We start from the raw sequence: 24,500 nt of genomic DNA on the forward strand, positions 1-24,500 counted from the left end.
TATGTTTATGTCTTTATGTCAAGTCCCGGGCGGCGCTGCGGGCGGCTCCCAGAGTTCGAGCTTCACCCCCGCCGGATCCATCAGCCAGCCGAAGCGGCCGTACTCGCCGTCAATGGGGTCTCCCACCGGCTCGGCGCCGGCCGCCCGGGCCTTGGCCAGCACCTCTTTTAGGTCGTCGACTATATAGTTGACCATGAAGGGCGCGGTGGAGGGCGCAAAGTAGTCGCTGGTGGCCTCAAAGACGCTCCAGTTGCCGTGGCCGATCTCCGGATGGGGCCAGATCACCCCGCCCCAGTCCTGGATGTCGAAGCCCAGCACGCGGGCGTACCAGTCGCGCACCGCCTTGGGGTCCTGCGCCTTGAAGAACACCCCGCCGATACCCAGCACCTTGGCCATATGGCCCTCCCTAATCCGCCACCGGGGCGACGGGGCTGGCCAGCGCCTCGCCGGCCAGGAACCGTCGCACATTGTCGATCGCCTGGGCGACCATCAAGGGCACCGCCTCGTTGCTTGAGCCGGCGGTGTGGGTCGTGAGCACCGCGTTTGGAACCTCAGCCCAGCGCTCCGGCGGCGTCGGCTCCTCAACGAAGACGTCTAGGGCCGCGCGCCACAGCCGGCCGTCCGTCAACGCCGCGATCAGGGCGTCCTCGTCGACCAGCGAGCCCCGGCCGACGTTGACGATCATCCCCTTGCGCCCCACCGCGGCAATTACCTCGGCGGAGATCATGCCCCTGTTGGCGGCCTCGGCGCGGGCGCAGACCACCAGGATGTCGCTGGCCTCGGCGAGCGCCAGCAGGCTCTCCGCCCGCGTCCAGGGGGCGTCGTCGTTGGGTCGCGGACCCCACCATTGCACGTTCAGCCGCAGAGCCTGGGCCCGCCTGGCCACCGCCGCTCCGATGTGGCCCAGCCCCACGACGCCCAGGGTGCGGCCGCCCAGGCTAGGTTGCGATCCGATCCGCGCCTCCTGCGTCCAGCGCCCTTCGCGCACGATCCGGTCCAGGGCTGGGATGTTGCGCCAGGCCGACAGCATCAGGCCGATGGCGTGGTCGGCAACGTCCTCGGCGTTGAGACCCCGCGCATGCGTGACCTCGATGCCGTTCGCCCGACACCAGGCCACGTCGATCCCGTCGTAGCCCACACTGACACAGGCGATCAGGCCCAGCCCCGGCAGGCCCGACAGGAATTCCGGGGTCAGCACCACCTCGCCGGCGTGGACGATAGTCCGCACGCGCGACCGCGCCTCGTCGGTGAGCTCCCAGGCGCGCGCGGTGGCCAGTCCGCCCGCCTGGAAGGCCGGCTCCAGCACCGTCAGGAACGGCACGGCGATCAGGGCCAGGGGTTCGGACATGGGGTCGGGCTCGTTTCGCGGGAACTGGCCCTCCTATAGCGGCGCCCGCCGCCCGCCCAAACTTGACTTCGAGAACGCCGGTCTGCAGTAAGGCGCCCAGGGTGAGCGGCGGCGGCCGGAAAAACATTCGCTCACCCGCGCTCCGCCCATCGCTCGCCGACGGGCGGCCCCGCGGTCGCGTGACCGCGCACCAGCCGTTCTGCGAACCTATCCATGACCTCCAAAAGCCCGCTTTGGCGCCACCGCGACTTCCTTCGTCTGTGGTCGGCCCAGACCGTCTCCGACTTCGGCGCGCGGATCACCCGCGACGGCCTGCCGATGATGGCGGTGATGGCGCTGAGCGCATCCGCGCCGCAGCTCGGCCTGCTGGCGGCGCTGGCGTCTGGCGCAGGCCTGATCGTCGGCCTGGCGGCTGGCGATTTCGTCGACCACACCCGCAAGCGCCCCATCCTGATCGCCGCGGACCTGTTCCGCGCCGCGATCCTGCTGACCCTGCCCCTGGCGGCCTGGCTGGGCCTGGTGTCCATGCTGCAGGTCTATGCCGCCGCGGCCCTGGTGACGGCGGCCAGCGCGCTCTTCGACATCGCCGACCACGCCTACCTGCCGGGGCTGGTCGGCAAGCCTCTGGTCACCGACGCCAACGCCAAGGTCAGCGTGACGGAATCCGTGGCCGAGATGGGCGGCCCGGCCTTGGCGGGCGTGCTCTTCCAGTGGCTGACCGCCCCCATAGCGGTCATCTTCAACGCCGGCGCCTACCTTGTCTCGGCCCTGATCCTCGCCGGAATCCGGACCCCAGAGCCCCCGCTGGACAAGGCCCGCAAGCGGCGCGGCTGGGTCGATGGCGTGGTCACCGGCGCGCGCGCCGCCTGGGACGAGCCGCGCGTGCGGATCCTGCTGATCATGACCGCGGTCGGCGGCCTGTTCGGCGGCTTCTTCAGCGCGCTCTACGTCGCCTTCGCGCTTCGCGGTCTCGGATTGAGCCCCGCCCTGCTGGGCCTGGGGATCGCCACGGGCGGGGTCGGCGCGCTCGCGGGGTCGCTGCTGGCCCAGCCGATCGCCCGCTGGATCGGCGTCGGTCCGGCGATCTGCGTCACCGGCGCGCTCTCAGCTTTGGGTACGATGGTCCTGCTGCTGTCGCCGGCGACGCCGGTGGGGGCGATGACCGGCCTGATGGTGTCGCAGTTCCTGGGCGATGCGTTCGGCGTCGTCCCGCTGATCCTGGCCTCGAGCCTGCGCCAGATCATCCTGCCGCAGACCCTGCTCGGCCGCGTCGGGGCGACCTTCCGCGCGGCCAGCGGCGCGGCGGTCGTGGTCGGGGCGCTGACCGGCGGCGCGCTGGGCCAGGCCATCGGCCTGCGCCAGACGCTGCTCATCGCCATCGCCGGCCTGCTGATCGGCCCGGCGCTGGGCGCGCTCTCGCCGCTTTGGCGGGTGAAGACGATGCCCGTCGGTTAGGCGGCCGCCCCTACCTCGTGAACTTCTGGAACTTGATCCGGTGGGGGATCAGGCTGTCGGCGCCCAGGCGGCGCTTCTTGTCCTCTTCGTAGGCTTCGAAGTTGCCCTCGAACCAGTCGACCTGGCTGTCGCCCTCGAAGGCCAGGATGTGGGTGGCTAGGCGGTCGAGGAAGAAGCGGTCGTGGCTGATCACCACCGCGCAGCCGGGGAAATCCTCCAGCGCCGACTCCAGGGCGCCCAGGGTTTCCACGTCCAGGTCGTTGGTCGGCTCGTCGAGCATCAGCACATTGCCGCCGGCGGCCAGGGTCTTGGCCAGGTGGACGCGGTTGCGCTCCCCGCCCGATAGCAGGCCCACCTTCTTCTGCTGATCGGCGCCCTTGAAGTTGAACGAGCCCACATAGGCGCGGCTGGGGATCTCGCGCCCGCCCACCTTCATGATGTCCAGGCCGCCGGAGATTTCCTCCCAGACGTTCTTCTTCGGGTCGAGGTCGTCACGGCTCTGATCGACATAGGCGAGCTTCACCGTCTCGCCCAGCTTCACGCTGCCCTGGTCGGGCGTCTCCTGGCCGGTGATGATCTTGAACAGGGTCGACTTGCCCGCCCCGTTGGGCCCGATCACGCCGACGATTCCGCCCGGCGGCAGCTTGAAGGTCAGGTCCTTGAACAACAGCTTGTCGCCGTATTCCTTCTCCAGGCCCGACACCTCGATGACCATCTGACCCAGGCGGGGCCCGGGCGGGATCTGGATCTGGGCGAAGGTCTGCTTGGCGTTCTCCGCCTCGTTCTGCAGGTCGTGGAAGGCCGACAAGCGGGCTTTGGACTTGGTGCGGCGCGCGCTGGGCGAGGATCGCACCCAGGCCAGTTCCCGGTCGATCGCCCGCTTCTTGCCGACCTCCTCGCGCTCTTCCTGGGCGATCCGCTTGGTCTTGCCCTCCAGCCACGAGGAATAGTTGCCCTCGTGCGGCAGGCCCTTGCCGCGATCCAGTTCCAGCGTCCACTTGGTTACCTGGTCCAGGAAGTAGCGGTCGTGGGTCACCAGGATGATGCAGCCCGGGAAGCTCTCCAGGTGATGCTGCAGCCAGGCCACGCTCTCGGCGTCCAGGTGGTTGGTCGGCTCGTCCAGCAGCATCATGTCGGGCTTGGACAGCAGCAGCCTGGCCAGCGCCACGCGGCGACGCTCGCCCCCCGACAGCTTGTCAACCGGCGCATCATTCGGCGGGCAGCGCAGGGCGCCCATGGCCATCTCGATGCGGCTGTCGATGTCCCACAGGTCGCCGGCGTCCAGCTTCTCCTGCAGCGCGGTCATCTCCTCCATCAGCTCTTCGGTGTAGTCCTCGCCCAGCTTGGCGGCGACGGCGTTGTAGGCGTCGAAGATCTGCTTTTCCTCGCACCAGGCGATGACGTTGGCCCAGACGTCGAGGCTGTCGTCCAGCTTCGGCTCCTGCTCCAGATAGCCGCGCTTGACGCCGTCGGCGGCGAAGGCCTCGCCGGTGAAATCCTTGTCGATCCCGGCCATGATCTTCAGCAGCGTCGACTTGCCCGAGCCGTTGACGCCGACCACGCCGATCTTGGCGTCCGGATAGAACGACAGCCAGATGTCCGAGAAGGTCTTCTTCGGCGCACCCGGGAAGGCCTTCGTCAGGCCCTGCATCTGATAGATATATTGCTGCGCCATGGGGCGTCCGCACCGTTCGACTGAAAGAATGGGAATTCGAGGCGTGCAGATAGCGGGGGCGGACCGCGCGCGCAACGGCGGCGCGGCGATGGCGCGGTTCGCCGCAGCGAAAATTGCGATCGTCTGCGCGGGAACCCGAGGCCGGGCTTTCGCGTAGTTCTCGCCAACGGGCGGTGGCGCCCGGCCGAGACGTAAGGAGTATCGCGATGCACAAGGACCAGATCAAAGGCGCGGCCAAGGACGCGGCGGGCTCGATCAAGCAGGCCGCCGGCAAGGCGACCGGCAATGACCGGCTGGCCGCCGAGGGCGCCGCCGAACGCGTCGAGGGCAAGGTCGAAAAGGGCGTCGGCGCCCTGAAGGACGCCGCCCGGACCGCGCTCAAGAAGTAAGCCCCAAGCGCCCCCCGCTCACCAAGCGGGGGGCGTCACGCTCAGAAGGTAAGGGTCAGACAGTCGGTAGGGGCCGTTCCCCCAGTGGCGTTCCCCCAGTGGCCTGCTGACGCGAGGCGGCAAATCGCCTAGCGTCCCGCTCGGCGACGGGGGAATGCATGGCGCGGAGCGGGACGGAAGGCGGAACGGCGGCGAAGGCGGCGGTCGAGGGCATGACCACCTTTCGCCGGATCCGCGCGATCCTCGGCGGGTCGGCGGGAAATCTGGTCGAGTGGTACGACTGGTTCGCCTATTCCGCCTTCACCCTCTATTTTGCCGGCCATTTCTTCCCCAAGGGCGACCAGACCGCCCAGTTGCTGCAGGCGGCCGCGATCTTCGCGGTGGGCTTCCTGGCCAGGCCGATCGGCGCCTGGGCCATGGGCGTCTATGCCGACCGGGTCGGCCGCCGCGCGGCGCTGGTGGTCTCCGTGGCCCTGATGAGCGTGGGGTCCTTCGCCATCGCCATCATCCCCAGCTATGCGACCATCGGCGTCTGGGCGCCCATAGCGCTCACCCTGGCGCGGGTAGTCCAGGGATTGTCCGTAGGCGGAGAATATGGCGCCAGCGCCACCTATATGGCCGAGATGGCCGGCAAGACCCGACGCGGCTTCTGTCCAGCTTCCAATACGTCACCCTGATCATGGGCCAGCTCGCCGCGACTCTGGTGCTGCTGGTGCTGCAGCACACGCTGGAAAAGGGCCAGCTCGAAGACTGGGGCTGGCGGATCCCCTTCGCCATCGGCGGGGTGCTGGCGGTCGTGGTCTTCTGGATCCAGTCAAATCTCGAGGAAAGCACCGCGTTTTCGAGCGCCGACAGCAGCGATCGCGGCCAGCTCAACCCGGCCCATATGCGCTGGGTGCTGATCCTGCTCGCCGCGGCCCTGGCGGTCTGCGCCGCGCTGTTCGCCAGCGGCAATCCCAACGCCATGAGCCTGTCGGTGGCGGTCCTGGTGCTCTGGCAGCTCAGCTTCGCGGCGCCGCTGCTGAAGTGGCACCCGCGCGAGGTGCTGATGGTGGCCGGCCTGACCGCGGCCGGCTCGCTCTCGTTCTTTGCCTACACCACCTACATGCCGAAGTTCCTGGTCAACACCGCGCACTTCAGCAAGGACGCGGCGACCGCGGTCTCGGCCGGCTCGCTGCTTGTCTACATGCTGGTCAACCCGCTGATGGGGCATCTGTCGGACAGGTTCGGGCGGCGCTCGACGCTGATCGTCGCCTTCGCCTCCGGCATGCTGCTGACCTACCCGATCTTCTCGGCGCTTTCGCACACCACCGGCCTGCTCCCGGCCTTCGGACTGGTGACAGCGCTCTGCGTGATCCACTCCGGCTACAGTTCGGTGAGCGCTGTGGTGAAAGCCGAGCTTTTCCCCACAGCGGTGCGGGCGCTGGGCGTCGCCCTGCCCTACGCCCTGGCCAACACCATCTTCGGCGGCACGGCGGAATATATGGCCCTGTGGTTCAAGTCGCAGAAGCTGGAGAGCGGCTTCTACCTCTATGTCGCGGCGGCGATGGGGGCGGCGCTGCTGATCGCGCTGCGCATGCGCGACACCAGAGCCGGAGGCCTGATGGCCGATGACTAGTCTGGGCGTCCTGAACATCGCCGGCCTGGGCCTTTTCGCGGTCTGCTGGCTGTTCTACCAGCCGTTGCTCGGCCTGTTGGCGCGCCGCGGCGGAGCGGCGATCAACACCGACATGGCAGTGATCCGCATGGCCTGGATGCGCAATATGGCCCGGCGCGAGAACCGTTTCATGGACGGCCAGCTGCTGGCCCAGGCGCTGAACTCCGCCTCGTTCTTCGCCTCGTCGAACCTGCTGCTGATCGCCGCGGCGGCGGGCGCGCTGTTCGGCGGCCAGACGACGTTCAAGAACGTCTCCAGCCTGATCGTCATCCAGACCTCCTCGCGGCTGCTGTTCGAAGTCCAGCTGGCGCTGGTGCTGGTCACCCTGTCGCGCGGCCTGCTGGATTTCATCTGGTCGATCCGGCAGATGAACTATTGCATCGCCGCCATCGGGGCCGTGCCCGAACGCATCGACGACAAGACCCATCATCTCTATGGCGACCTGGCCGCCCGGCTGCTGAACCCGGCGCTTTCGTCGTTCAACGCCGGCGTCCGCGGCTACTATTTCGCGCTCGCGGCCGCGGCCTGGCTGTTCGGGCCGCAAGCCTTCATCGCCGCCACGGTGGGCTCCATGGCGTTATTGGTCTGGCGCCAACGCCGCTCGCCGGCCGCCCTGGCCATCGCCGACCTGCGCCGGATGCTGGAGACCGGGCCTCCCGCCCCGCCAGCCTAGAAGGTCGCCCTTCCCTTCGCGCGCGGCGCTTGGAATAAGGCTGCATGGACGGCGAATCCCGCACCCAGGCCACAGGTTTCCGCGACCCCCGCTATGCGCCGGCCCGTCTCGACGTCGAGCGCCGGGCGGGGGGCGAGCTGGTGCTGACCAACCCCACCCCGTTCTCCAGCGAATTCCAGACCATGACCGCGGCCCTGGAGCACTGGGCGCGGGTGACGCCGAGCCGGGTGTGGCTGGCCGAGCGGTCGGGCGAGGGCTGGCGCGCGGTAACCTTCTCGGCGGCGCGCGAACGGATCGCGGCGCTGGCTGGCGGCCTGCTGGCCATGGGCGTGGTGCGGTCCGAGCCCCTGCTGATCCTGGCCAACAACGGCATCGATCACGCGCTGATCAGCTATGCCGCCATGAGCCAGCGGATGCCGATCGCGCCGGTGTCGCCGCAGTACGGCCTGCGCAACGCCAATCTGGCGCGGCTTGAGCGGGCCTGCCAGGTACTCAAGCCCGCCTGTGTCTATACCGACGATGCGGCCCTGTTCGCGGAGGGTCTTTCCGCGCCTGGTCTCTCCGGGCTGCGGGTGATCGCGTCCCGCAACCCGCGCCCCGGCGACATCGCCTTCGCCGAGCTGCTCCGTGCCGTTCCGCACGCCGCCAGCGCCCAGCCCTCCGACCACGCCAAGTACCTGTTGACCTCCGGCTCGACGGGTCATCCCAAGGCGGTGATCTGCACCCACGGCGCGATCAGCGCCAACGCCGCCCAGATCACCGCCTGCTTTGACGATCCCGACCCGCCGGTGATGGTCAATTCCGCGCCGTGGAGCCATAGCCTGGGCGCCAACTCGATCCTCCACCTGTCGCTGCACCGGGGCGGCACGCTCTACATCGACCACGGCCAGCCGACCGCCGCGCGGTTCACCGAGACGGTGCGCAATCTGCGGGAGATCTCGCCCACCTATCAGAACATGGTGCCCGCCGGCTGGATGCTGTTCGTCGACGAGCTAGAGGCCGACGAGGCTCTGGCGCGCCGCTTCTTCGAGCGGGTCCGGGTGATGCAGTACGGCGGGGCCGCGCTGGGCCAGCCGGTGGCCGACCGCATCCAGGCCGTAGCGCTGCGCACGGTGGGCGAGAAGATCAGCTTTGGCAGCGGCTATGGCGCCACCGAGACCGGCCCCACCGCCGCCAATGTCCATTGGGTGAACGAGCGCATGGGCCTGATGGGCCTGCCCGTGCCGGGCACCTCCGTGCGGCTGGTTCCCCAGGCCGGCAAGCTCGATTTCCGCGTCAAGGGACCCCAGGTGACGCCCGGATACCTCGGCCAGCCGGAGCTGTCGGCCCAGGCTTTCGACGACGAGGGCTATTACATCATCGGCGACGCCGCGCGGCTCGTCGACCCCGCCGAGCCGGCCAGGGGCCTGGTGTTCGATGGCCGGCTGGCGGAGAACTTCAAGCTGGCGTCCGGGACGTTCGTCGGGGTCGGCGACCTGCGCATCGGCGCGGTCTCGGCGATCGGCGGGGCGGTCACCGATGCGGTGGTCTGTGGCGAGGGTCGCCAGGCGATCGGCCTGCTGCTCTACCCCAACCCGACCTTGCCGCGCGCCCAGATCGAGGCGGCGGTGCGCGCGGGGCTGGCGTCCTTCAACGCCGCGGCCCGCGGCGCCGGCGGCCGGGTGGCCCGGGCCCTGGTCCTGGCCGATCCGCCAGACGCCGCGGCCGGCGAGATCACCGACAAGGGCTATATCGCCCAGTCGTTGGCCCGGTCGCACCGCGCCGCCGACATCGCGCGGCTGTTCGCCGACCCGGCTTGCTCCGATGTGATGGAGTTCTGACATGAAGGATCTGGCATGAACGGCGCCGACGCCCTGCTCTCGACCCTCGTCGCCAACGAGGTCACCGCCTGTTTCGCAAATCCTGGCACCAGCGAGATGCAGTTCGTCGCGGCGCTGGATCGAAGCCCCAAGATGCGGCCGGTTCTTTGCCTGTTCGAAGGCGTCGCGACGGGCGCCGCCGATGGCTACGGCCGCATCGCCGACAAGCCGGCCTGCACGCTGCTGCACCTTGGGCCGGGCTACGGCAACGGGGTGGCCAATCTGCACAACGCCCGCCGCGCCCATACGCCGATCGTCAATGTGATCGGCGACCACGCCACCTATCACCGCCAGTACGACGCCCCGCTGAACTCAGACATCGCCGCCCTGGCCGCGCCGAATTCGCTGTGGGTGAAATCGGCCGACAGTCCCGACGCGGTGGCTGGCCTGGCGGCGGAGGCGGTCGCTGCGAGCTATGGCCCGCCCGGCGGCCCGGTGAGCCTGATCCTGCCGGCCGACTCGGCCTGGCTGGAGACCGCGACCCCCGACGTCATTGCCCAGAAGCCCGTCCGGCCCGCCCCCGACGGGTCTGCCGTCGAGGCCGCCGCCCGCGCCCTGAAAGCCGCCGCCAGGCCGGTGATCCTGATCGGCGGCCAGGCCTGCCGCGCCGAGGGACTGGCCCAGGCCGCCCGGCTTGAAGCCGCCGGCGTCAGGGTGATGTGCGACACCTTCGTCGCCCGCCAGCCGCGCGGCGCCGGCCACTTCGCGCCCGCCCGCATGCCCTATTTCGGCGAGATGGCGCTGAAGGATCTCGACGGCGTCGACCTGATGGTCTTCGCCGGCACGACCCAGCCGGTGGCCTTCTTCGCCTATCCCGACCGCCCCAGTGTGCTGGTTCCGACAGGGTGCGCGACGCTGTCGCTGGCCAGCCGGGCGGAAGACGCCGTTGCCGGCCTCGCCGCGCTCGCCGACGCCATGGGCGCGCCGCGGACCGGGCCAAGCCAGAGCCTGAAGCGCCCGGACACGCCGCCGTCCGGCGCCCTCAGCCCCCAGCTTGCCGGCCTGTCGATCGCTCGCCATCTGCCCGACGGCGCCATCGTCTGCGACGACAGCGTGACCTCCGGCGGCGGCGTCGCCGTGCCCTGCATGACCGCCGCGGCCCACGAGGTTCTGGCCCTCACCGGCGGGGCCATCGGCATCGGCTTGCCGCTGGCGGTCGGCGCGGCGGTGGCGGCGCCCGAGCGCAAGGTGGTTTCGCTGAACGGCGACGGGGCGGCGATGTATACCGTCCAGGCGCTGTGGACGCTGGCGCGGGAGAACCTCGATGTCACCGTCGTGGTGTTCGCCAACAACAGCTACCGCATCCTCAATATCGAGATGACCCGCACCGGCGCCGGGGCCGCGGGGCCGCAGGCCGCCAGGTTGCTGGGCCTGGGCGATCCGGTTCTCGACTGGGTCTCGCTGGCCAAGGGCCTGGGTCTGCCCGCGGTCCGCTGCGCCACCGCCGAGGACTTCGAAAAGGCTTTTGCCGCCGCGATGGCCCAGCGCGGGCCGATGTTCATCGAAGCGGTCATCCCCTGATGCAGGAAGGCCCGCGAGATGAACTCGCGGGCCCCTCTGTCGCTCAGCCGATCCGGTTCAGCCCTTGGGGGCCGCGCCGGCCTTGTTGGTCGGCAGCACGCAGCTGCCGGCGAAACGGCAACCGATCGCTTCCTTCGGCGTGGTCGGGTTGGTGTAGCCGATCATGTAACCTGGCAGGCCATCGGAACAGGCCACTTCCAGGCGGAACGAACCGTCCGGCGCCTTCAGCAATTGGCCGACGGCGGAGACCGCGCATTCCTTCTGATCGAACTTGCGAAGATCGGCGGTAAGGCCCGAGTAGTCCGACTTGCCAAGCGTGCACCGGTAGCCGGCGACCAGGGCGTGGCCGCAGTCAAGCACCTGACCCTTGCCGACGGCCGGGAACATGCCAATCGCGCCGACGCCGTCGCCGCAGACCAGCTCCACCACTTCGTCAGTCCCGCGGCTGGGAAACACGGCATATCGGCTGACCTGGCAGCTCGAACCGGCGGCCTTGGCGAGCTTGGTGTAGAGGCCGGCCTGTTCGGCGGTCGCCGCGCGGGTGTCGGTCAGCGTGCAGCCGCCGGCGGCGACCTTGGCGCAATCCAGTATCGAGGCGATCCCGCCTTGGCCATTGACCTTGTAGATATAGCCCTTGCCGTCGGTGCAGGCGACTTCGTAGCCTTCGGTCCCGTCAGAGATGAACAGGCCGACATAGCGGCGGTCCTTGATGGTGCAGCCGTTGTTCGCCAACTGGGCGAAATGATCCACCACCACCAGCCGCGCGGCCGGCGGATAGAGAATGCATTTGATGCTCGACTGCGCGTCATCATAGGCCAGGCAATTGGTGGCGGTCGCCGGCTTGGCCAGGTCGAGGGGGCCGCTGCCGGTGACGATATAGCCCGTGCCGCCCGGACAGGCGACTTCGAACAGGGTGCTGGTCTTGGTCTGACCGATGCCGCGAGCCTTCTCCGGCGTGCAGGGCACCTTGGCCTTGGACAGCAGCGGACCGATCAGCGACAGCGGGTCGGTATTGCCGGCCAGCAGGCAAGGATTGGCCGCCTTGATCGCCGGGTCGGCCGGATAGTTGGCTTCCAGACAGCTGTAGGCGTTCGGCGGGCTACCAACCGCAGCCTGAATCAGATAGCCCATATTGCCGGCGCCGCAGGCCACTTCGTACAGGCTGGACCCTGGGGAGCCGGTCTTCTTATCCGGCGCGGCCTTGCCGATCAGCCGGGCGTCCGACAGCGTGCAGGGAATGTTTCCGGCGGCGATCAGCGCGGGCATCTCCGCCATCCCGGCCTTGCGCGAAGCATCGCTGACCACGGACGCTGCGGTCTTGCCCGCCGCCATCGCGGCCCCGGGCGCCATTACCGCGATGATGAGGGCGGCGAGCAGCCCCAATCGGATTGGCCTCATGACTTCAGTTTCTCCTGGACGTTTCGAGGGGCGCACATCGCCGTCTGGCCACATAAGCGCCGTGATCGCGGCAGGGGTCAAGATGACTGCGACATGGGGCTGAACTATGTCGCAGTTCCAACAGCTTAGCTCGCCACATCGCCCGAGGATCGAGACCGCGGGCGCAATGGATCCTCAAGCTGCGCGGACCTTGAGATGTGCGCCGGCCACCCCCGTCACCTCGACCCGCGCTCCGGTCGCCAGCGCCTCACCGTCGTCGAGTTCGGCCGCCCATTCCTTGCCATCGATGAACACCCGGCCGGTGCGATCGCGGAAGGCGGCGGCCACCCGCCCCTGCCGCCCGATCAGGCGGGCCGTGGCGTCGTTGATGTCGTGTCCAGGATCGCGCAACAGCCGGCGCGGAAGGTAGCGCCGGACAAGCACCGTCGACAGGATGGTCAGCGCGGCGAAGGCGAGCACGGCCGGCAGCGGTCCGAGCCCCGCGAACCCCGCCGGCGCCGCGACGATGGCCGCCGAGGCCGCTGGCCACAGAAGCCATCCCGAGCCCGTGGCGACCTCCACCGCCAGCAGGGCGGCGGCCAGCGCGACCCAGATCCACAGGGCATGGGCGGCGTAGAAGCCCGCAAGGTCCGACATGGATCAGGTTCCGGTCTTGGGAACCGCCGACCCGCCGCGCGGCGCGCGCGGCGCGGGCGGCGGAAATTCGGCCTGGGCGGACTTCACCAGTTCGGCGATGCCGGCGATGGACCCCACCAACGAGCCCATGTCGGCCGGCACGATCACCGTCTTCTGCTGCGGGCTCTCGGCCAGCTTTCCGAAGGCCTCCACGTACTTCTGGGCGATGAAGTAGTTGATGGCGTTGACGTCACCCTTGGCGATGGCGTTGGACACCAGCTCGGTGGCCTTGGCCTCGGCGCCGGCGGACCGCTCGCGGGCCTCGGCGTCGCGGAAGGCGGCCTCGCGGCGGCCCTCGGCCTGCAGGATCGCCGCCTGCTTCTGGCCTTCAGCCACGGTGATCGCGGCCTGTTTCTCGCCGTCAGCCTCGGTGATCACCGCGCGGCGCTCGCGTTCAGCTTTCATCTGCCGGGCCATGGCGTTAGTGATGTCCGGCGGCGGCTGCAGGTCCTTGATCTCGATCCGCGCCACCTTGACGCCCCAGGGGCTGGTGGCCTGGTCGATGACCTCGAGCAGACGGGTGTTAATCTGGTCGCGCTGCGACAGAACCTCGTCCAATTCCATGTTGCCGACCACGGTTCTGAGGTTGGTCATAGTCAGCTGGGTGATCGCGAAGTCCAGGTTGGTCACCCGATAGGCGGCCGCGGCGGCGTCCATCACCTGGATGAACACGATGGCGTCGACCTGCACCGAGACATTGTCCTTGGTGATCACGTCCTGGCGGGGCACGTCGAGGACCTGCTCCATCATGTTGATGCGCCGCCCGATACCCTCGACGAAAGGGGTCAGGAAGCTGATCCCGGGCTTCAGGGTCCGGGTATAGCGGCCGAACCGTTCGACAGTGACTTCCTGTCCTTGCGGCACGATCTTGATGGCGCCCAGCGCGACCACCACGGCCAGAACCAGAAACACGGCGGCGACGGCGAAACCCATGAGCACCCCTCCCGACAGCGGCGGCGATCCTATCACCGCTTGCGCCACGCGCCATGGAATCCGCGCCGCGCTGATGACGGGTCACGCTCGCGCCGGACGGCGCGGTCTGATAGCCCTGCGGCCATGTTGCGAAAGACCCTCTCCGTTCTCGCCGCCGCGGTCCTGAGCCTGGGCGCGGCCCCGCCTCACAGGCCGGCCGTGGCGAAAGCCGCGCCGACAAGGGCCGCCCCGGCGGACCTGGACTTCGACGCCCGTAACCCGGCCAGCCTGATCGCACTGCTGACCGCGGCCGGGGCCAAGGCTACGGTGGCGGCGCGGGAAGCCGACACGGTGTTTGTCGCGGTGACTTCCACGGCGGCGGATTTCTCGATGCAGTTCGCCGACTGCAGCGCCCAGGGGCGCGACTGCAAGGCGGTGCTGTTCGACAACATCACCGACAAGGCCGGTCCGAGCTTCGCCCAGCTCAACGCCTTCAACCAGTCGTCGCTCACCTGTCGTGGCTATGAGGACAAGACCGGTAAACCGCATGTGGTCTATTCGACCCTGCTGTTCGCCGATGACAGCCGTCAGCGTATCGCCACCCAGGTCGCCGCCTGGCGCGGTTGCGTCGGCGAGTTCCGCAACTTCCTGAAAGACCCGACCGCCTACCTGGCCAGCGCCCCTTAGGCCGGGGTCCTTGCTCTCAGGTTCGCTAGGCGGTCGATCGAGGCCTCGGCCTCGGCCATCAGCCGCGCGACGATCTCGCCAGCCGGCAGGATGTCGCGCACCCCGCCCGCTGACTGGCCCATAGCGAAGGCCGAGCGGTCGGCGTCGAGGCCCTCGGTCTGGCCGCCGATGCCGCCCATCACGCCGGCGCGGCTCGACAGCATCGCCTGCTGCGGGAACGGCTGGATGTCGCCGGGCCGGCTCTCCCACTCTTCGACATAGGGGTTCTTCTTCACCCGCATGGGTTTGCCGGAATAGCTGCGGGTGCGGATGGTGTCCTCGTCGGTCGCCTCGACGATCACCTCGCGATACATCTGGCCGGCGTGGGCTTCCTGCGATGCGATGAACCGGGTGCCCATCCAGACGCCGACGGCGCCCAGGGCCAGCGACGCCGCCAGGCCTCGCCCGTCGTAGAGCCCTCCGGCGGCGACCACCGGGATCTTCACCGCCTCGACCGCCTGGGCCACCAGCGGCAGCGTGCCGACCAGGCCGGTGTGCCCGCCACCCTCCCCGCCCTGGCAGATCACCGCATCGCAGCCGGCCTGCTCGGCCTTGATCGCGTGCTTCACCGCCCCGCAGACCACCATCACCTTCAGGCCCGCGCCCTTCAGCCGCGCCATGATCGGCATCGGCACGCCCAGGCCCGCGACAAACGAAGACGCGCCTTCCGCGATGATGATCTCCACCGCGGCGGTCAGGCTGTCGGGGCTGGCGGCCAGCAGATCGACGCCGAACGGCTTTTTCGTCAGGCCTTTGACCTTGCGCATCTCGTCGCGGATGAACTCTGGCGTCCGTCCCGCCATGCCCAGCACGCCATAGCCGCCCGCGTTGGAGACCGCCGCCACCAGTTCGGCATAGGAAACCCCGCCCATCCCGGCCAGCATGATCGGGTGGGTAACGCCCAGCAGGTCGCAGAGCTTGGTGTGCAGGGTCATGGCCGATCCTCCGGAACTTGTTGCCTCCAGCATGGCGCCGCCGACCCTGACTGGAAACCATGACGCAAGGTCATGATAGACTGCGCGCCGTGTGCGCGAGGCTCACAAAGGCTGGACGACTCTGCGCGACGCAGAGGGCAATCCGTTCTGCGTGCTCGATCCGCGCCAGGCGTCAGTAGATCGTGTAGCCGCCGTCGATGACGAAGGCGTCGCCGGTGTGGAAGCGCGAGGCGTCGGAGGCGAGATAGACCGCCAGTCCCGAGAAATCCTCCGGATCGCCCCACCGGCGCATCGGCACGCGGCCAATCACCTGCTCATTGAATTTGTCCCACTTCTGCGCGCCGGCGGTCATGTCCGAGCGGATCCAGCCCGGCAGGACGGAATTGGCCCGGATGCCGTAGCGGGCGTATTCCACCGCCAGCCCCCGCACCAGCGACAGCACCGCGCCCTTGGTGGCGGCGTAGGCCTGGTTGCGCGGCGCGCCGTGGATCGCCGAGGTCGACGAGGTGACCAGCAACGAGCCGCCAGGATCGCCGGCCTGGGCGCGCGCGACCATGTGCTTGGCGGCTTCGCGGAAGGTCCAGAAGACCGCGTCGAGATTGACCGTGGTGACGCGGCGCCACTTTTCCGTGGTCATCTCCGCGAACGGCGCGCCGCCGCCGACCCCGGCGTTGGCGGCGCAGAAATCCAGCCGCCCGAAGGTCTTCAGCACCTCGGCGACGCCGGCCACCACGGCGGCCTCGTCGCTGACGTCGACCGCCTGAACCAGCACATCGACGCCATAGGCCTTCAGGGTCGCCTCGGCCTTGGCGTTCTTCTCCGGATTCTGGCCCCAGATCGCGACCTTGGCGCCCGCCGCGGCCAGGCCCTCGGCCATGCCGAGCCCGATGCCGCCGTTGCCGCCGGTGACCAGCGCCACCTTGCCCGTCAGATCGAACGGTTTGTAGGCCATGACCGATACCTCCCTTTGGCTCTTGTTATTGCGCGGTCCAGCCGCCGTCGATGACGAAGGATCCGCCGGTCGCCGAGGCGCCGAGGTCCGACACCAGATAGAGCAGCTGGCCCGCCAGGTGGCGGTATTCGACGAAGGTCTTGTTGGGCTGGGCCGCCAGGATCACGTCCTCGATCACCCGGTCCTCGGGAATCCCACGGATCTTCGCCTGATCGACGATCTGGGCCTCGATCAGCGGCGTCTTCACATAGCCGGGGCAGATGCAGTTGACGGTGACGCCGGTGCGCGCCAGCTCGACCGCGCAGGCCTTGGTAAAGCCCACCACCCCGAACTTGGCGGCCACGTAGGGGGCCTTGAACGCCGAGGCCACCAGGCCGTGGGCCGAGGCGATGTTGACGATCCGTCCGCGCCCCTGGGCCTTCATGATCGGGATCGCCGCCTTGGTGGCGTGGAAGGTCGATGACAGGATCACGGCGATCAGCGCGTCCCACTTCTCCTCGGGGTAGTCCTCGACGGCTCCGACGTGCTGGATGCCGGCGTTGTTGACTAGGATGTCGAGCTGCCCGAATTCCTTGACCGCATAGGCGACCAGGTCGGCGATCTGCGCGGGCTTGGTCATGTCGGCGGCGTGATAGCGCACGGCGGCGTTGGTCTTCTGCTGGATCGCCAGCCGGTCGGCCTCGATCTTCGCGGGGTCGCCGAAGCCGTTGAGCACGACGTTGACTCCCTGTTCCGCCAGCGCCGTCGCCAGCGCCTGGCCAATGCCCGAGGTGGAGCCGGTGATCACCGCCACCTGGCCTTCGAGCTGATAGTCGACGGCCATGCTCAGGCCTCCTCTTTGATCTTCGCGCGAGCATCCGCGCGGGTTTGGGCGACCGGCGACGGCTGCGGCCGGGCAAAGGTGAACTCGGTGTCGGTGGAGCGGCCAGCCACGTACCGGTAACCCTCGCGGTCGAAGGCCCGCAGGTCGCCCACCCGTTCGATGCGGTTGTCGATGGCGTAGCGGGCCAGCATGCCGCGCGCCGTCTTGGCGAAGAACGACATGATCCTGGCCTCGCCGTCCTTTTCCTCAAGGAACCGGCAGGCGATGACCGGGGCCTTCAGGGCGGCGCGATCCACCGCACCGAAATACTCCTGGCTGGCGCAGTTCACCACCACGCGCTCCTTGTGACCGACCAGGGCGGCGTCCAGCGCCTGGGCCACCCGCGGACCCCAGAAGTCGTAGAGGTTCTGGCCGCGCCGGGTCTTGATCCGCACCCCCATCTCCAGCCGGTAGGGCTGGATGGCGTCGAGTGGACGCAGCACGCCATAGAGCCCCGACAGGATCCGCAGATGATCCTGCGCCCAGGCCAGCGCCTTGCGGTCGAGCTCGCGCGCCTTCAGCCCCCGGTAGACATCGCCATTGAAGGCGAACGCCGCCTGCAGGCCGTCCTCGCTGTCGGGCTGGAAAGCCTGGAAGCGCTCGCGGTTCAGTTTCGCCAGGGCGTCGGAGAGCGACATCATCCGCTTAAGGTCGATGACCCTGAGCTTCCTGGCGACCTTGGCCAGTTCGGCGGTCTGGTCGCAAAGCTCGGGCGCCGTCACCCCGACCGACGCCGGCGCCGCGGTGAAATCGAGCGCCTTGGCGGGGGAGAGGACGATCAGCATCGCAGATGCTTTGCCGCGTCTTGCGCGCCAAGCCAAGTCCCTAGAAGAGCACGCGCGGGTTCATGATCCGCTTGGGGTCCAGCGCCCGCCGGATCGCCACGAGGGCTTCGATCTCCACCGGCGATTTGTAGCGCCGGGCCTCCTCGGTTTTCATCGACCCCAGGCCGTGCTCGGCGCTGATCGAGCCACCCAGGGACGCGACGATATCGTGGACGATCCGCGCGCCCGCCTCGCGCCGCGCAGCGTGCTCGGTGTCCGACGCGCCGTCGCCGCGCAGGACGTCATAGTGGATATTGCCGTCGCCCATGTGGCCGAAGGCGGCGATGCGGCAGCCGGGCGCGAAGGTGCGCATGGCGGCGTCGGCCCGCGTCAGGAACGCCGCTACCTGGCTCACCGGCACCGAGACGTCATGCTTCCAGGTGGCGCCTTCGGGCTTCTGGGCCGGCGACTGGGTCTCGCGGATCGCCCACAACGCCTTGGCCTGGGCTTCCGTCTGGGCGACGACCGCATCGTCGATCAGGCCGTCCTCAAGACCGGACGCAAGGAACCTTTCCATCGCGCCCTCGGCCGAGCCCGGCTCGCCGGAGGAGAACTCGGCCAGCACGTACCAGGGGTGGATCCGCGCCAGCGGATCGCGGGTCCCGGCGATATTCCGCAAGGCGAACTCGACGCCGAGGCGGCCCATCAGCTCGAACGCCTCCACCGCTCCGCCGGTCTCGTCCTTGGCGCGGACCAGAAGCCGCAGCGCCGCGTCCGGGCTTTCGACGCCGATCATCGCCACGGCGCGCGACACCATCACCGGATAGAGCTTGAACGCGGCGGCGGTCACTATGCCCAAGGTGCCCTCGGCCCCGATCAGCAACTGCTTCAGGTCATAGCCCGTGTTGTCCTTGCGCAGGCGCTTCAGCCCGTTCCACACCTCGCCATTGGGCAGCACCGCCTCCAGGCCCAGCACCAGACTGCGGGTCATGCCATAGCGCAGCACCTGGGTGCCGCCGGCGTTGGTCGAGACGATCCCGCCCACCGTCGCCGAACCCTCCGACGCCAGCCCGACCGGGAAGCGCCGCTGCGCCTGGGCCGCCGCCGCATGCACCGCGGCCAACGTCACCCCCGCCTCGGCCACCAGCACGTCGTCGAACGCGTCCGTCTCGCGGATCGCGCGCATCCGTTCGGTGGACAGCAGCACCTCGCCCATCGGAATCTGGCCGCCGACCAGGCCAGTGTTGCCGCCCTGGGGCGTGATCGCGGTCCCCGATTCGCAGCAGATCCCGACGACCGCCGCGACGTCGGCCGTGGTTTTCGGCAGCGCCAGGAACGGCGTCTGGCCGGTCCAGCGGTCGCGCCATTCCAGCAGTTTGGGCGCCAGTCGCTCGGGATCCTGGCTCCAGCCGCCCTCGCCGAGCACGGCCTTAAGGCGCGAGAGCACATCGGCGGGGACAGGCGCGATCATGACATAGAACCTACGCTTCGCAGTCCACCGTTTCCAGTATATACTGCCGTATATAAGGAGCGCGGCCGATGGCTATTCTGATCAAGAATCCAGAGACGGAGCGAAAGGCGCGGGAGCTGGCGACGCTGAAGGGCGACACGATCACGGGCGCAATTGACGGCGCGCTGGACAAGGCGATCGCCGAAGCTGCGCCCAGGCGGCGACCGACGCTCGACGAAATGATCGCCGCAACTGACCGCTTCCATGTGAGGGCCGGCATTCGTGGTCCGCAGCCCCCCGTCACCAAAGCTGAGTGGGACGATATTAACGAAGTGCCGGGATTTGCTGAGGACGGCGATTGATCGTTGTCGATGCTTCGGCGCTCGTCGCGATAGGGCGCCGCGAGCCTGAGCGGATAGAGTTCCTTCGAGTCTTGGAGGTGACGGATCGGGCCGTGCTCTCTGCAATAAGCTACGTTGAGACGGGGATCGTCCTCAGTCAGCGCGGCGACAGTTTCACCCCAGTGAATTTCAACGCCTTGCTCAGCGATCTCGGGGTTGAAGTGCGCGAGGACGTGGGCCTCGCAGATGTGGCGCTCGCGGCCTATCTGCGCTTTGGCAAGGGCTTCCATCCCGCCCGCCTGAATCTCGGCGACTGCTTCGCCTACGCCTTGGCCAAGCAGCTCGATGTCCCGCTGCTCTACAAGGGCGACGATTTCGCCAGGACCGACATCCGGTCAGCGCTTCAGCCGACGTAGCCCGCTGCGCGGCGCAGACGGTCATTGATCGCCTCGCCCAGGCCGGTGTCGGGGATCGGCGCCACGGCGATGCCGGACGCGCCCGAGCGGTCGGCGGCGCGCAGATAGGCGAACAGGTTCGCGGCGGCTTCGGCGAGATCGCCCTCGCGGCTGAGGTTGAACGGCTCGGCGCCGTCCCCTGGCCAGTGGGTGGCTCCGAACCCCAGCCAGACCTCGTTCGCCCGCGGTTCGGTCACGTTGAGGCGCAGCGGCAGGTTCGGCGCATAGTGTCGAGTCAGCCGACCTGGCGAGCGTCTGGCGTCCGCCTCGGCGTCCGAAAGCGGACCGATCAGCGCCTCGATCTCCGCGCGGGTCACCGCGCCCGGCCTAAGCAGCCGGGCCTCGCCCAGCAGCGACACGACGGTGGACTCCAGGCCGATCGCGCAGGCCCCGCCGTCCAGAACGACCACGGCGGCCGCGCCGGTCTCGTCCACCGCGTCGGCGAAGGTCGTGGGGCTGGGTCGGCCGGAGCGGTTGGCGGAGGGCGCGACCAACGGCCCGCCGAAGGCCTTGAGCAGCGCATGCGCCAGCGGGTGGGCGGGGCTGCGCACCGCCACGGTGTCCAGTCCGGCGCGGGCCAGGTCGCAGACCGCGACCTCGTCGGCGACCGGCAGCACCAGGGTCAGCGGCCCTGGCCAGAACTCCGCCGCCAGCCGCTCGGCCCGGTCGTCAAAGCGCGCGATCCGCCGCGCCATCGCCACGTCGGCCACATGGGCGATCAGGGGGTTGAAGCTCGGCCGGCCCTTGGCCGCATAGACCGCCGCCACTGCCCGCGAATCGGCCGCGTCCGCCGCCAGCCCATAGACCGTCTCGGTGGGCAGGATCACCAGGCCGCCGGCCTTCAGCGCGGCGGCGGCTTGCTTGATCTTGGCGTTCGTCGAGTCCACGCCGGCTGGTTACACCGCCGCGCCCCACCTGTCCGACTTCTTGGCCCTGACCTACCTCTTGGGCTTGCGGAACTTGTAGATGAACTGGTCGGTGTGGCCACGGATCGCCTTGTCGAAGACGACCTTCTTCAGGTCGTCCGCCGGATTGCGCAGCAGCTGGCTCTCGCCTTCGAAGACAAAGCCGGCGTCCGTCACCTGTTTCCTGACGATCGCCGGATCGATGCGATGCAATGTGTCGGTGTCACGCAGGCCGGAGCCGGCCTCGGCGGTATGGTCGACCACCAGGAACACCCCGCCCGGCTTCAGCGCCTTGTAGACCGCCCGGTTGAGCACCATCGGGTCGATCTTGCCCATGAACTTGTCGGGATAGTCGTGATAGTTCTGCACGGTGAACACCAGGTCCACGGGCGCGGGCGTGGCGAAGGCGGCGCCCGGCTGCAGGATCACCGAGGTGTTGGCATAGCCGGTCTTGGCCAGCTCGGCGTTCTTCACCGGATCGGGCTGGGCCTCCTTGGCGTATTCGTCGGGCCAGATCATGTAGACGTGCCCCTTGGGCCCGACCACCTTGGCGAAGATCTTGGTGAAATAGCCCGAGCCGGGGATCAGATCGACCACCTTGTCGCCGGATTTCACACCGGAGAAGGCGATCAGTTCGCCCGGGTGGCGGCGCGTATCGGCGTCCCGGTCGGCGTCACGCCCCTTGTCGGCGACAGCGGCGGCGATGTCGGCGCGCAGGACCGGCGCCGCGGCGGCGGTCGCCGCACCGACGCTGGCGGCCAGGCAGGCGGCCACGCAGGCAACAATGGGGAAGGCTTTCATTGCAAGACTCCATGGCTGATGGCGGCCACGCTTCCCGCCGCGCAAGGTCCCTGTCAATCGCCTGCGCACGCGACCCCGTCGCCGGCTACCGCTTGTCGCGCCTGGCGGTCAGTTCGACGTGAACGCCCACCTTGGCTGGCACCTGGTCCACAGCCTCAAACTCGCCCTGACCGACGCCGAAGGCCAGGCGGTCGAGACTGGCGTCGCCGCTCATCTGCGCGCGGTCGCCGACGATCTTCAGCCGGAACGCCAGATCGACAGGCCGGGTGACGCCGCGCAGGGTCAGCGTTCCGTGGGCGACATAGCGTTCGGCGCCGGCTTTCTGGAACGTCTTGGCGGTGAAGACGGCCTGCCGATGGGCCGCGGAATCGAACCAGTCGGACGCCGGCAGGGAGGCGTCGCGTTGGGCATCCCCGGTCCTGCCCGAGGCCATGTCGATGCTGACGCTGACCTTGGAACGGTCGAGCGCCTCGGGGCTGAACAGGATGTCGGCCTGCCAGCTGTCGAACCGGCCCTGCACGGCGTCCCCGCCCCAGCTGGTGGTGAAGGTCAGGCTGGAGCCCGGCGACACCTTCCAGGCGACCGGGACCGTCGAGGGCGGCGCCTCCGGCGCCGGCGGCGGCGCGGCGGCCGTCGCCGGCTCCGGAGGCTCCGCGACCGAGGGCGGTGCGGCGGGCGCGGGGGCGACGGGCGGCGGACCCATGGCCGGGCGCGGCGGCTGCACCAGCTTGCCGAACGCCGCGGCGCCGACGAGGGCCAGGACGATCACCAGCAGGCGCGGCTCCCACCAGCGGCCGGGGACGGCGCCGGGGGCTATGCGGGGCAGGACCGGCGTGTCGCGGTCGAACAGCTGGTGCTTCAGCGCGCCGCCGACGTGCAGCGCGAACAGGGCGTAGATCCCCAGCGCGAGCAGACCGTGGCCCCGCTCACCGATCAGGTGGGCGGTCTTCTTGGCGGCGGGCGCCAGGTCGGCGATCCCCGGCAGGCTTGGCCAATGGACCACGCCATAGAGCAGGGTTGGAATCTCGATGCGGCTGGCCGAGACCGTCAGCCAGCCGGTCAGCGGCATGCCGATCATGATCACGTAGAACCCCCAGTGCACCGCCCGAGACAGCACGCGCTCCCAGCGCTTCAGGCCCAGCGGCTCGGGCGGGGGCGGATTGACCAGCCGCCATCCCAGGCGGATCAGGCTGAGCAACAGCACCGTGATGCCGATCGATTTGTGCAGCTGGAACACCGCGAAGCTTTCCGGCGTGGGCTTGCCGCCCATCCGCCAGGCCAGGCTTATCTGCAGCATGATCAGCAGCGCGATCAGCCAGTGCAGCACGATGGCCACCGTGGCGTAGCGGCCGGCGCGGGCGGTGTCGATCATGATGGCGCTACCCGGAGCCGCTGCTACTTCCTCTCGAACTCGACTTCGAAGACCAGGTCGATGTCGTCGCCGGCGTACTGGCTCATATTGCTGACCCCGAAGTCCGACCGTTTGATCCGTCCTTGCCCCGAAAAGCCCATCCGTGTCCCAAGCGGCGTGATGCCGTGTCCCACGCCGTTGAAGATCACATCAAGGGTGACGGGCCTGGTCACCCCATGGAAGGTGAGGTCCCCGCTCAGCGTCCCCTTGCCGTCCGGCCCCCCGGCCACGGCGGTCGAGACGAAGGTGATCGTCGGGTATTTGTCGGCCTCGAAATAGCCGGCGATCTGCTTGTCGAAGGGCGGGTTGCCGGTGTCCACGGACTTGGGATCCACCGTCATGCTGACCTTGGTCGCCTGCCAGTTGGCCGGGTCATAGGTGAAGCCGCCGTCAAGGCCATTGAAGCGCAGGGTGAACCGCGAGAACCCGCCCATGTGGGCGATCCTGGCGGTCAGGCTGGCGTGGCGCTTGTCCAGCACATAGACGCCGGCCGGGACCTTGGTCGGGTCCTGGGTGGTTGGATTGGCTCGCGCCGCACCTCCGACCATGGTGGCGAGGATGATAGCCGCGAACACAAGCCCGCCCGCACCGGTGCTGCGCATGGTCTCAACTCCCTGGGTTCAGGCAACAGACTTCGCGCCGACCATGACCGAAAGACGGCCCGTACAGGTATTTTATTCCGCGCCCCTCGCCTAGAAAGTGCGGACGATCCTTGCCTGGTGGAGCCAGACCATGACCTTCCGCGCGCCCGTCCGCGACCTCGCCTTCGCGCTCTCGACCGTCGGCCATGACGCCCTGGTCGCACGATCCTTCCCCGAACTCGATGGAGACACTGTCGCCGCCGTCCTGGAGGCGGCCGGGGCCTTCGCGACAGACGTGCTCGCGCCGCTCAATCGCATCGGCGACACCGAGGGCGCGCGCTACGCCAATGGCGCCGTCAGCGCAGCCCCAGGCTTCGCCGACGCCTACCGGGCCTTCGTCGCCGACGGCTGGAATTCGCTGTCCGCGGCGCCGGAACACGGCGGCCAGGGCCTGTCGAAGGCCATGGAGCTGGCGGTGTTCGAGATGGTTCACGCGGCCAACATGGCCTTCGGTCTCTGCCCCATGCTCACCCAGGGCGCCATTGAAGCCTTGGATCTGCACGGCACGGACCGCCAGAAACGCCTGGTGCTGCCCAGGCTAGTGTCCGGCGAATGGCCCGGCGCCATGGTGCTGACCGAGTCGCAGGCCGGCTCCGACCTGGCCCAGTTGACGACCCGGGCCGATCCCGACGGGGCCGGCGGCTACCGGCTCACCGGGCAGAAGATCTTCATCACCTGGGGCGACCACGACGCGG

The 24,500-nt window shown here is 68.9% G+C and carries 24 protein-coding genes and 1 pseudogene; 10 read left to right on the forward strand and 15 right to left on the reverse strand.

From position 1 onward, the window contains the following. Positions 1 to 18: 18 nt before the first annotated feature. Together RMN86_RS04025 and RMN86_RS04030 are read right to left on the reverse strand one after the other, a co-directional pair. The gene (locus tag RMN86_RS04025; RefSeq protein WP_309604547.1) at positions 19 to 396 is read right to left on the reverse strand and encodes a VOC family protein; all 378 of its coding nucleotides are present in this window, start codon (positions 394 to 396) and stop codon (positions 19 to 21) included. A 10-nt stretch (positions 397 to 406) separates the two neighbouring features. Further along, on the reverse strand, positions 407 to 1,348 hold the full coding sequence (locus RMN86_RS04030) for an NAD(P)-dependent oxidoreductase (RefSeq protein WP_309604548.1): 942 nt from the start codon (positions 1,346 to 1,348) through the stop codon (positions 407 to 409). A gap of 213 nt (positions 1,349 to 1,561) precedes the next feature. Between RMN86_RS04030 and RMN86_RS04035 the strand changes: the two genes are divergently transcribed. Beyond that, positions 1,562 to 2,803 (forward strand): MFS transporter, encoded by a 1,242-nt coding sequence (locus RMN86_RS04035; protein WP_309604549.1) that lies wholly within the window; start codon positions 1,562 to 1,564, stop codon positions 2,801 to 2,803. A gap of 10 nt (positions 2,804 to 2,813) precedes the next feature. On the opposite strand, the gene ettA is transcribed toward RMN86_RS04035, so the two are convergent. Further along, positions 2,814 to 4,478, reverse strand: coding sequence for an energy-dependent translational throttle protein EttA (gene ettA / locus RMN86_RS04040; RefSeq protein WP_309604550.1), 1,665 nt, complete (start codon positions 4,476 to 4,478; stop codon positions 2,814 to 2,816). Between the two features lie 206 nt (positions 4,479 to 4,684). Here ettA and RMN86_RS04045 point away from each other — a divergent pair, with 206 nt between their 5' ends. The 5 genes and pseudogenes from RMN86_RS04045 to RMN86_RS04065 all read left to right on the forward strand — a co-directional run bounded on the left by RMN86_RS04045 (position 4,685) and on the right by RMN86_RS04065 (position 10,577). Continuing rightward, positions 4,685 to 4,867: a CsbD family protein gene (locus RMN86_RS04045; RefSeq protein WP_309604551.1), complete on the forward strand. Its 183-nt coding sequence runs from the start codon at positions 4,685 to 4,687 to the stop codon at positions 4,865 to 4,867. Between the two features lie 212 nt (positions 4,868 to 5,079). Further along, positions 5,080 to 6,485 (forward strand): annotated as a pseudogene (locus tag RMN86_RS04050) (MFS transporter). Continuing rightward, a complete protein-coding gene (locus tag RMN86_RS04055; RefSeq protein WP_309604552.1) occupies positions 6,478 to 7,197 on the forward strand; it encodes a DUF599 family protein in 720 nt (239 codons plus the stop codon). The pseudogene RMN86_RS04050 and the gene RMN86_RS04055 overlap by 8 nt, the downstream one beginning before the upstream one ends. A gap of 44 nt (positions 7,198 to 7,241) precedes the next feature. Next, positions 7,242 to 9,017: a feruloyl-CoA synthase gene (locus tag RMN86_RS04060; RefSeq protein WP_309604553.1), complete on the forward strand. Its 1,776-nt coding sequence runs from the start codon at positions 7,242 to 7,244 to the stop codon at positions 9,015 to 9,017. Positions 9,018 to 9,032: 15 nt separating this feature from the next. Next, positions 9,033 to 10,577, forward strand: coding sequence for an acetolactate synthase large subunit (locus RMN86_RS04065; RefSeq protein ID WP_309604554.1), 1,545 nt, complete (start codon positions 9,033 to 9,035; stop codon positions 10,575 to 10,577). A gap of 57 nt (positions 10,578 to 10,634) precedes the next feature. Here RMN86_RS04065 and RMN86_RS04070 read toward each other — a convergent pair whose 3' ends face one another. The 3 genes from RMN86_RS04070 to RMN86_RS04080 all read right to left on the reverse strand — a co-directional run bounded on the left by RMN86_RS04070 (position 10,635) and on the right by RMN86_RS04080 (position 13,583). Continuing rightward, positions 10,635 to 11,975 (reverse strand): hypothetical protein, encoded by a 1,341-nt coding sequence (locus RMN86_RS04070; protein ID WP_309604555.1) that lies wholly within the window; start codon positions 11,973 to 11,975, stop codon positions 10,635 to 10,637. A 174-nt stretch (positions 11,976 to 12,149) separates the two neighbouring features. Continuing rightward, positions 12,150 to 12,611, reverse strand: coding sequence for an NfeD family protein (locus tag RMN86_RS04075; RefSeq protein ID WP_309604556.1), 462 nt, complete (start codon positions 12,609 to 12,611; stop codon positions 12,150 to 12,152). A 3-nt stretch (positions 12,612 to 12,614) separates the two neighbouring features. Beyond that, positions 12,615 to 13,583 (reverse strand): SPFH domain-containing protein, encoded by a 969-nt coding sequence (locus tag RMN86_RS04080; protein WP_309604557.1) that lies wholly within the window; start codon positions 13,581 to 13,583, stop codon positions 12,615 to 12,617. 123 nt (positions 13,584 to 13,706) lie between these two features. Here RMN86_RS04080 and RMN86_RS04085 point away from each other — a divergent pair, with 123 nt between their 5' ends. Further along, positions 13,707 to 14,249, forward strand: a complete 543-nt coding sequence (locus RMN86_RS04085) for a YbjN domain-containing protein (protein WP_309604558.1) — start codon at positions 13,707 to 13,709, stop codon at positions 14,247 to 14,249. On the opposite strand, the gene RMN86_RS04090 is transcribed toward RMN86_RS04085, so the two are convergent. The 5 genes from RMN86_RS04090 to RMN86_RS04110 form a co-directional block, all read right to left on the reverse strand. Further along, positions 14,246 to 15,223, reverse strand: a complete 978-nt coding sequence (locus RMN86_RS04090; protein WP_309604559.1) for a nitronate monooxygenase family protein — start codon at positions 15,221 to 15,223, stop codon at positions 14,246 to 14,248. The two genes, RMN86_RS04085 and RMN86_RS04090, sit on opposite strands and share 4 nt — an antisense overlap. A 172-nt stretch (positions 15,224 to 15,395) precedes the next feature. Then, a complete protein-coding gene (locus RMN86_RS04095; protein ID WP_309604560.1) occupies positions 15,396 to 16,175 on the reverse strand; it encodes an SDR family oxidoreductase in 780 nt (259 codons plus the stop codon). Between the two features lie 25 nt (positions 16,176 to 16,200). Further along, a complete protein-coding gene (locus RMN86_RS04100; RefSeq protein ID WP_309604561.1) occupies positions 16,201 to 16,998 on the reverse strand; it encodes a 3-hydroxybutyrate dehydrogenase in 798 nt (265 codons plus the stop codon). A 2-nt stretch (positions 16,999 to 17,000) separates the two neighbouring features. Further along, on the reverse strand, positions 17,001 to 17,822 hold the full coding sequence (gene yaaA, locus RMN86_RS04105; RefSeq protein WP_309604562.1) for a peroxide stress protein YaaA: 822 nt from the start codon (positions 17,820 to 17,822) through the stop codon (positions 17,001 to 17,003). Positions 17,823 to 17,862: 40 nt separating this feature from the next. After that, positions 17,863 to 19,272: an FAD-binding oxidoreductase gene (locus RMN86_RS04110; protein ID WP_309604563.1), complete on the reverse strand. Its 1,410-nt coding sequence runs from the start codon at positions 19,270 to 19,272 to the stop codon at positions 17,863 to 17,865. Between the two features lie 68 nt (positions 19,273 to 19,340). Here RMN86_RS04110 and RMN86_RS04115 point away from each other — a divergent pair, with 68 nt between their 5' ends. Further along, entirely contained in the window at positions 19,341 to 19,613 is a 273-nt protein-coding gene (locus RMN86_RS04115; protein WP_309604564.1) for a type II toxin-antitoxin system VapB family antitoxin, read from the forward strand. Next, entirely contained in the window at positions 19,610 to 20,008 is a 399-nt protein-coding gene (locus RMN86_RS04120) for a type II toxin-antitoxin system VapC family toxin (RefSeq protein ID WP_309604565.1), read from the forward strand. The genes RMN86_RS04115 and RMN86_RS04120 overlap by 4 nt, the downstream gene beginning before the upstream one ends. On the opposite strand, the gene RMN86_RS04125 is transcribed toward RMN86_RS04120, so the two are convergent. The 4 genes from RMN86_RS04125 to RMN86_RS04140 form a co-directional block, all read right to left on the reverse strand. Next, on the reverse strand, positions 19,996 to 20,934 hold the full coding sequence (locus tag RMN86_RS04125; RefSeq protein WP_309604566.1) for an L-threonylcarbamoyladenylate synthase: 939 nt from the start codon (positions 20,932 to 20,934) through the stop codon (positions 19,996 to 19,998). The two genes, RMN86_RS04120 and RMN86_RS04125, sit on opposite strands and share 13 nt — an antisense overlap. 51 nt (positions 20,935 to 20,985) lie before the next feature. Continuing rightward, positions 20,986 to 21,753 (reverse strand): methyltransferase, encoded by a 768-nt coding sequence (locus RMN86_RS04130; RefSeq protein ID WP_309604567.1) that lies wholly within the window; start codon positions 21,751 to 21,753, stop codon positions 20,986 to 20,988. Between the two features lie 85 nt (positions 21,754 to 21,838). Further along, positions 21,839 to 23,125: a YceI family protein gene (locus RMN86_RS04135; RefSeq protein WP_309604568.1), complete on the reverse strand. Its 1,287-nt coding sequence runs from the start codon at positions 23,123 to 23,125 to the stop codon at positions 21,839 to 21,841. A 23-nt stretch (positions 23,126 to 23,148) separates the two neighbouring features. After that, positions 23,149 to 23,766, reverse strand: coding sequence for a YceI family protein (locus RMN86_RS04140; RefSeq protein WP_309604569.1), 618 nt, complete (start codon positions 23,764 to 23,766; stop codon positions 23,149 to 23,151). Positions 23,767 to 23,896: 130 nt separating this feature from the next. On the opposite strand from RMN86_RS04140, the gene RMN86_RS04145 reads away from it, so the two are divergent. Then, a partial coding sequence (locus RMN86_RS04145; RefSeq protein ID WP_309604570.1) for an acyl-CoA dehydrogenase family protein occupies positions 23,897 to 24,500 on the forward strand: 604 nt, incomplete at its 3' end.

The sequence above is a fragment of the Phenylobacterium sp. genome (assembly GCF_031360265.1).
Classification (GTDB): Bacteria; Pseudomonadota; Alphaproteobacteria; order Caulobacterales; family Caulobacteraceae; genus Phenylobacterium.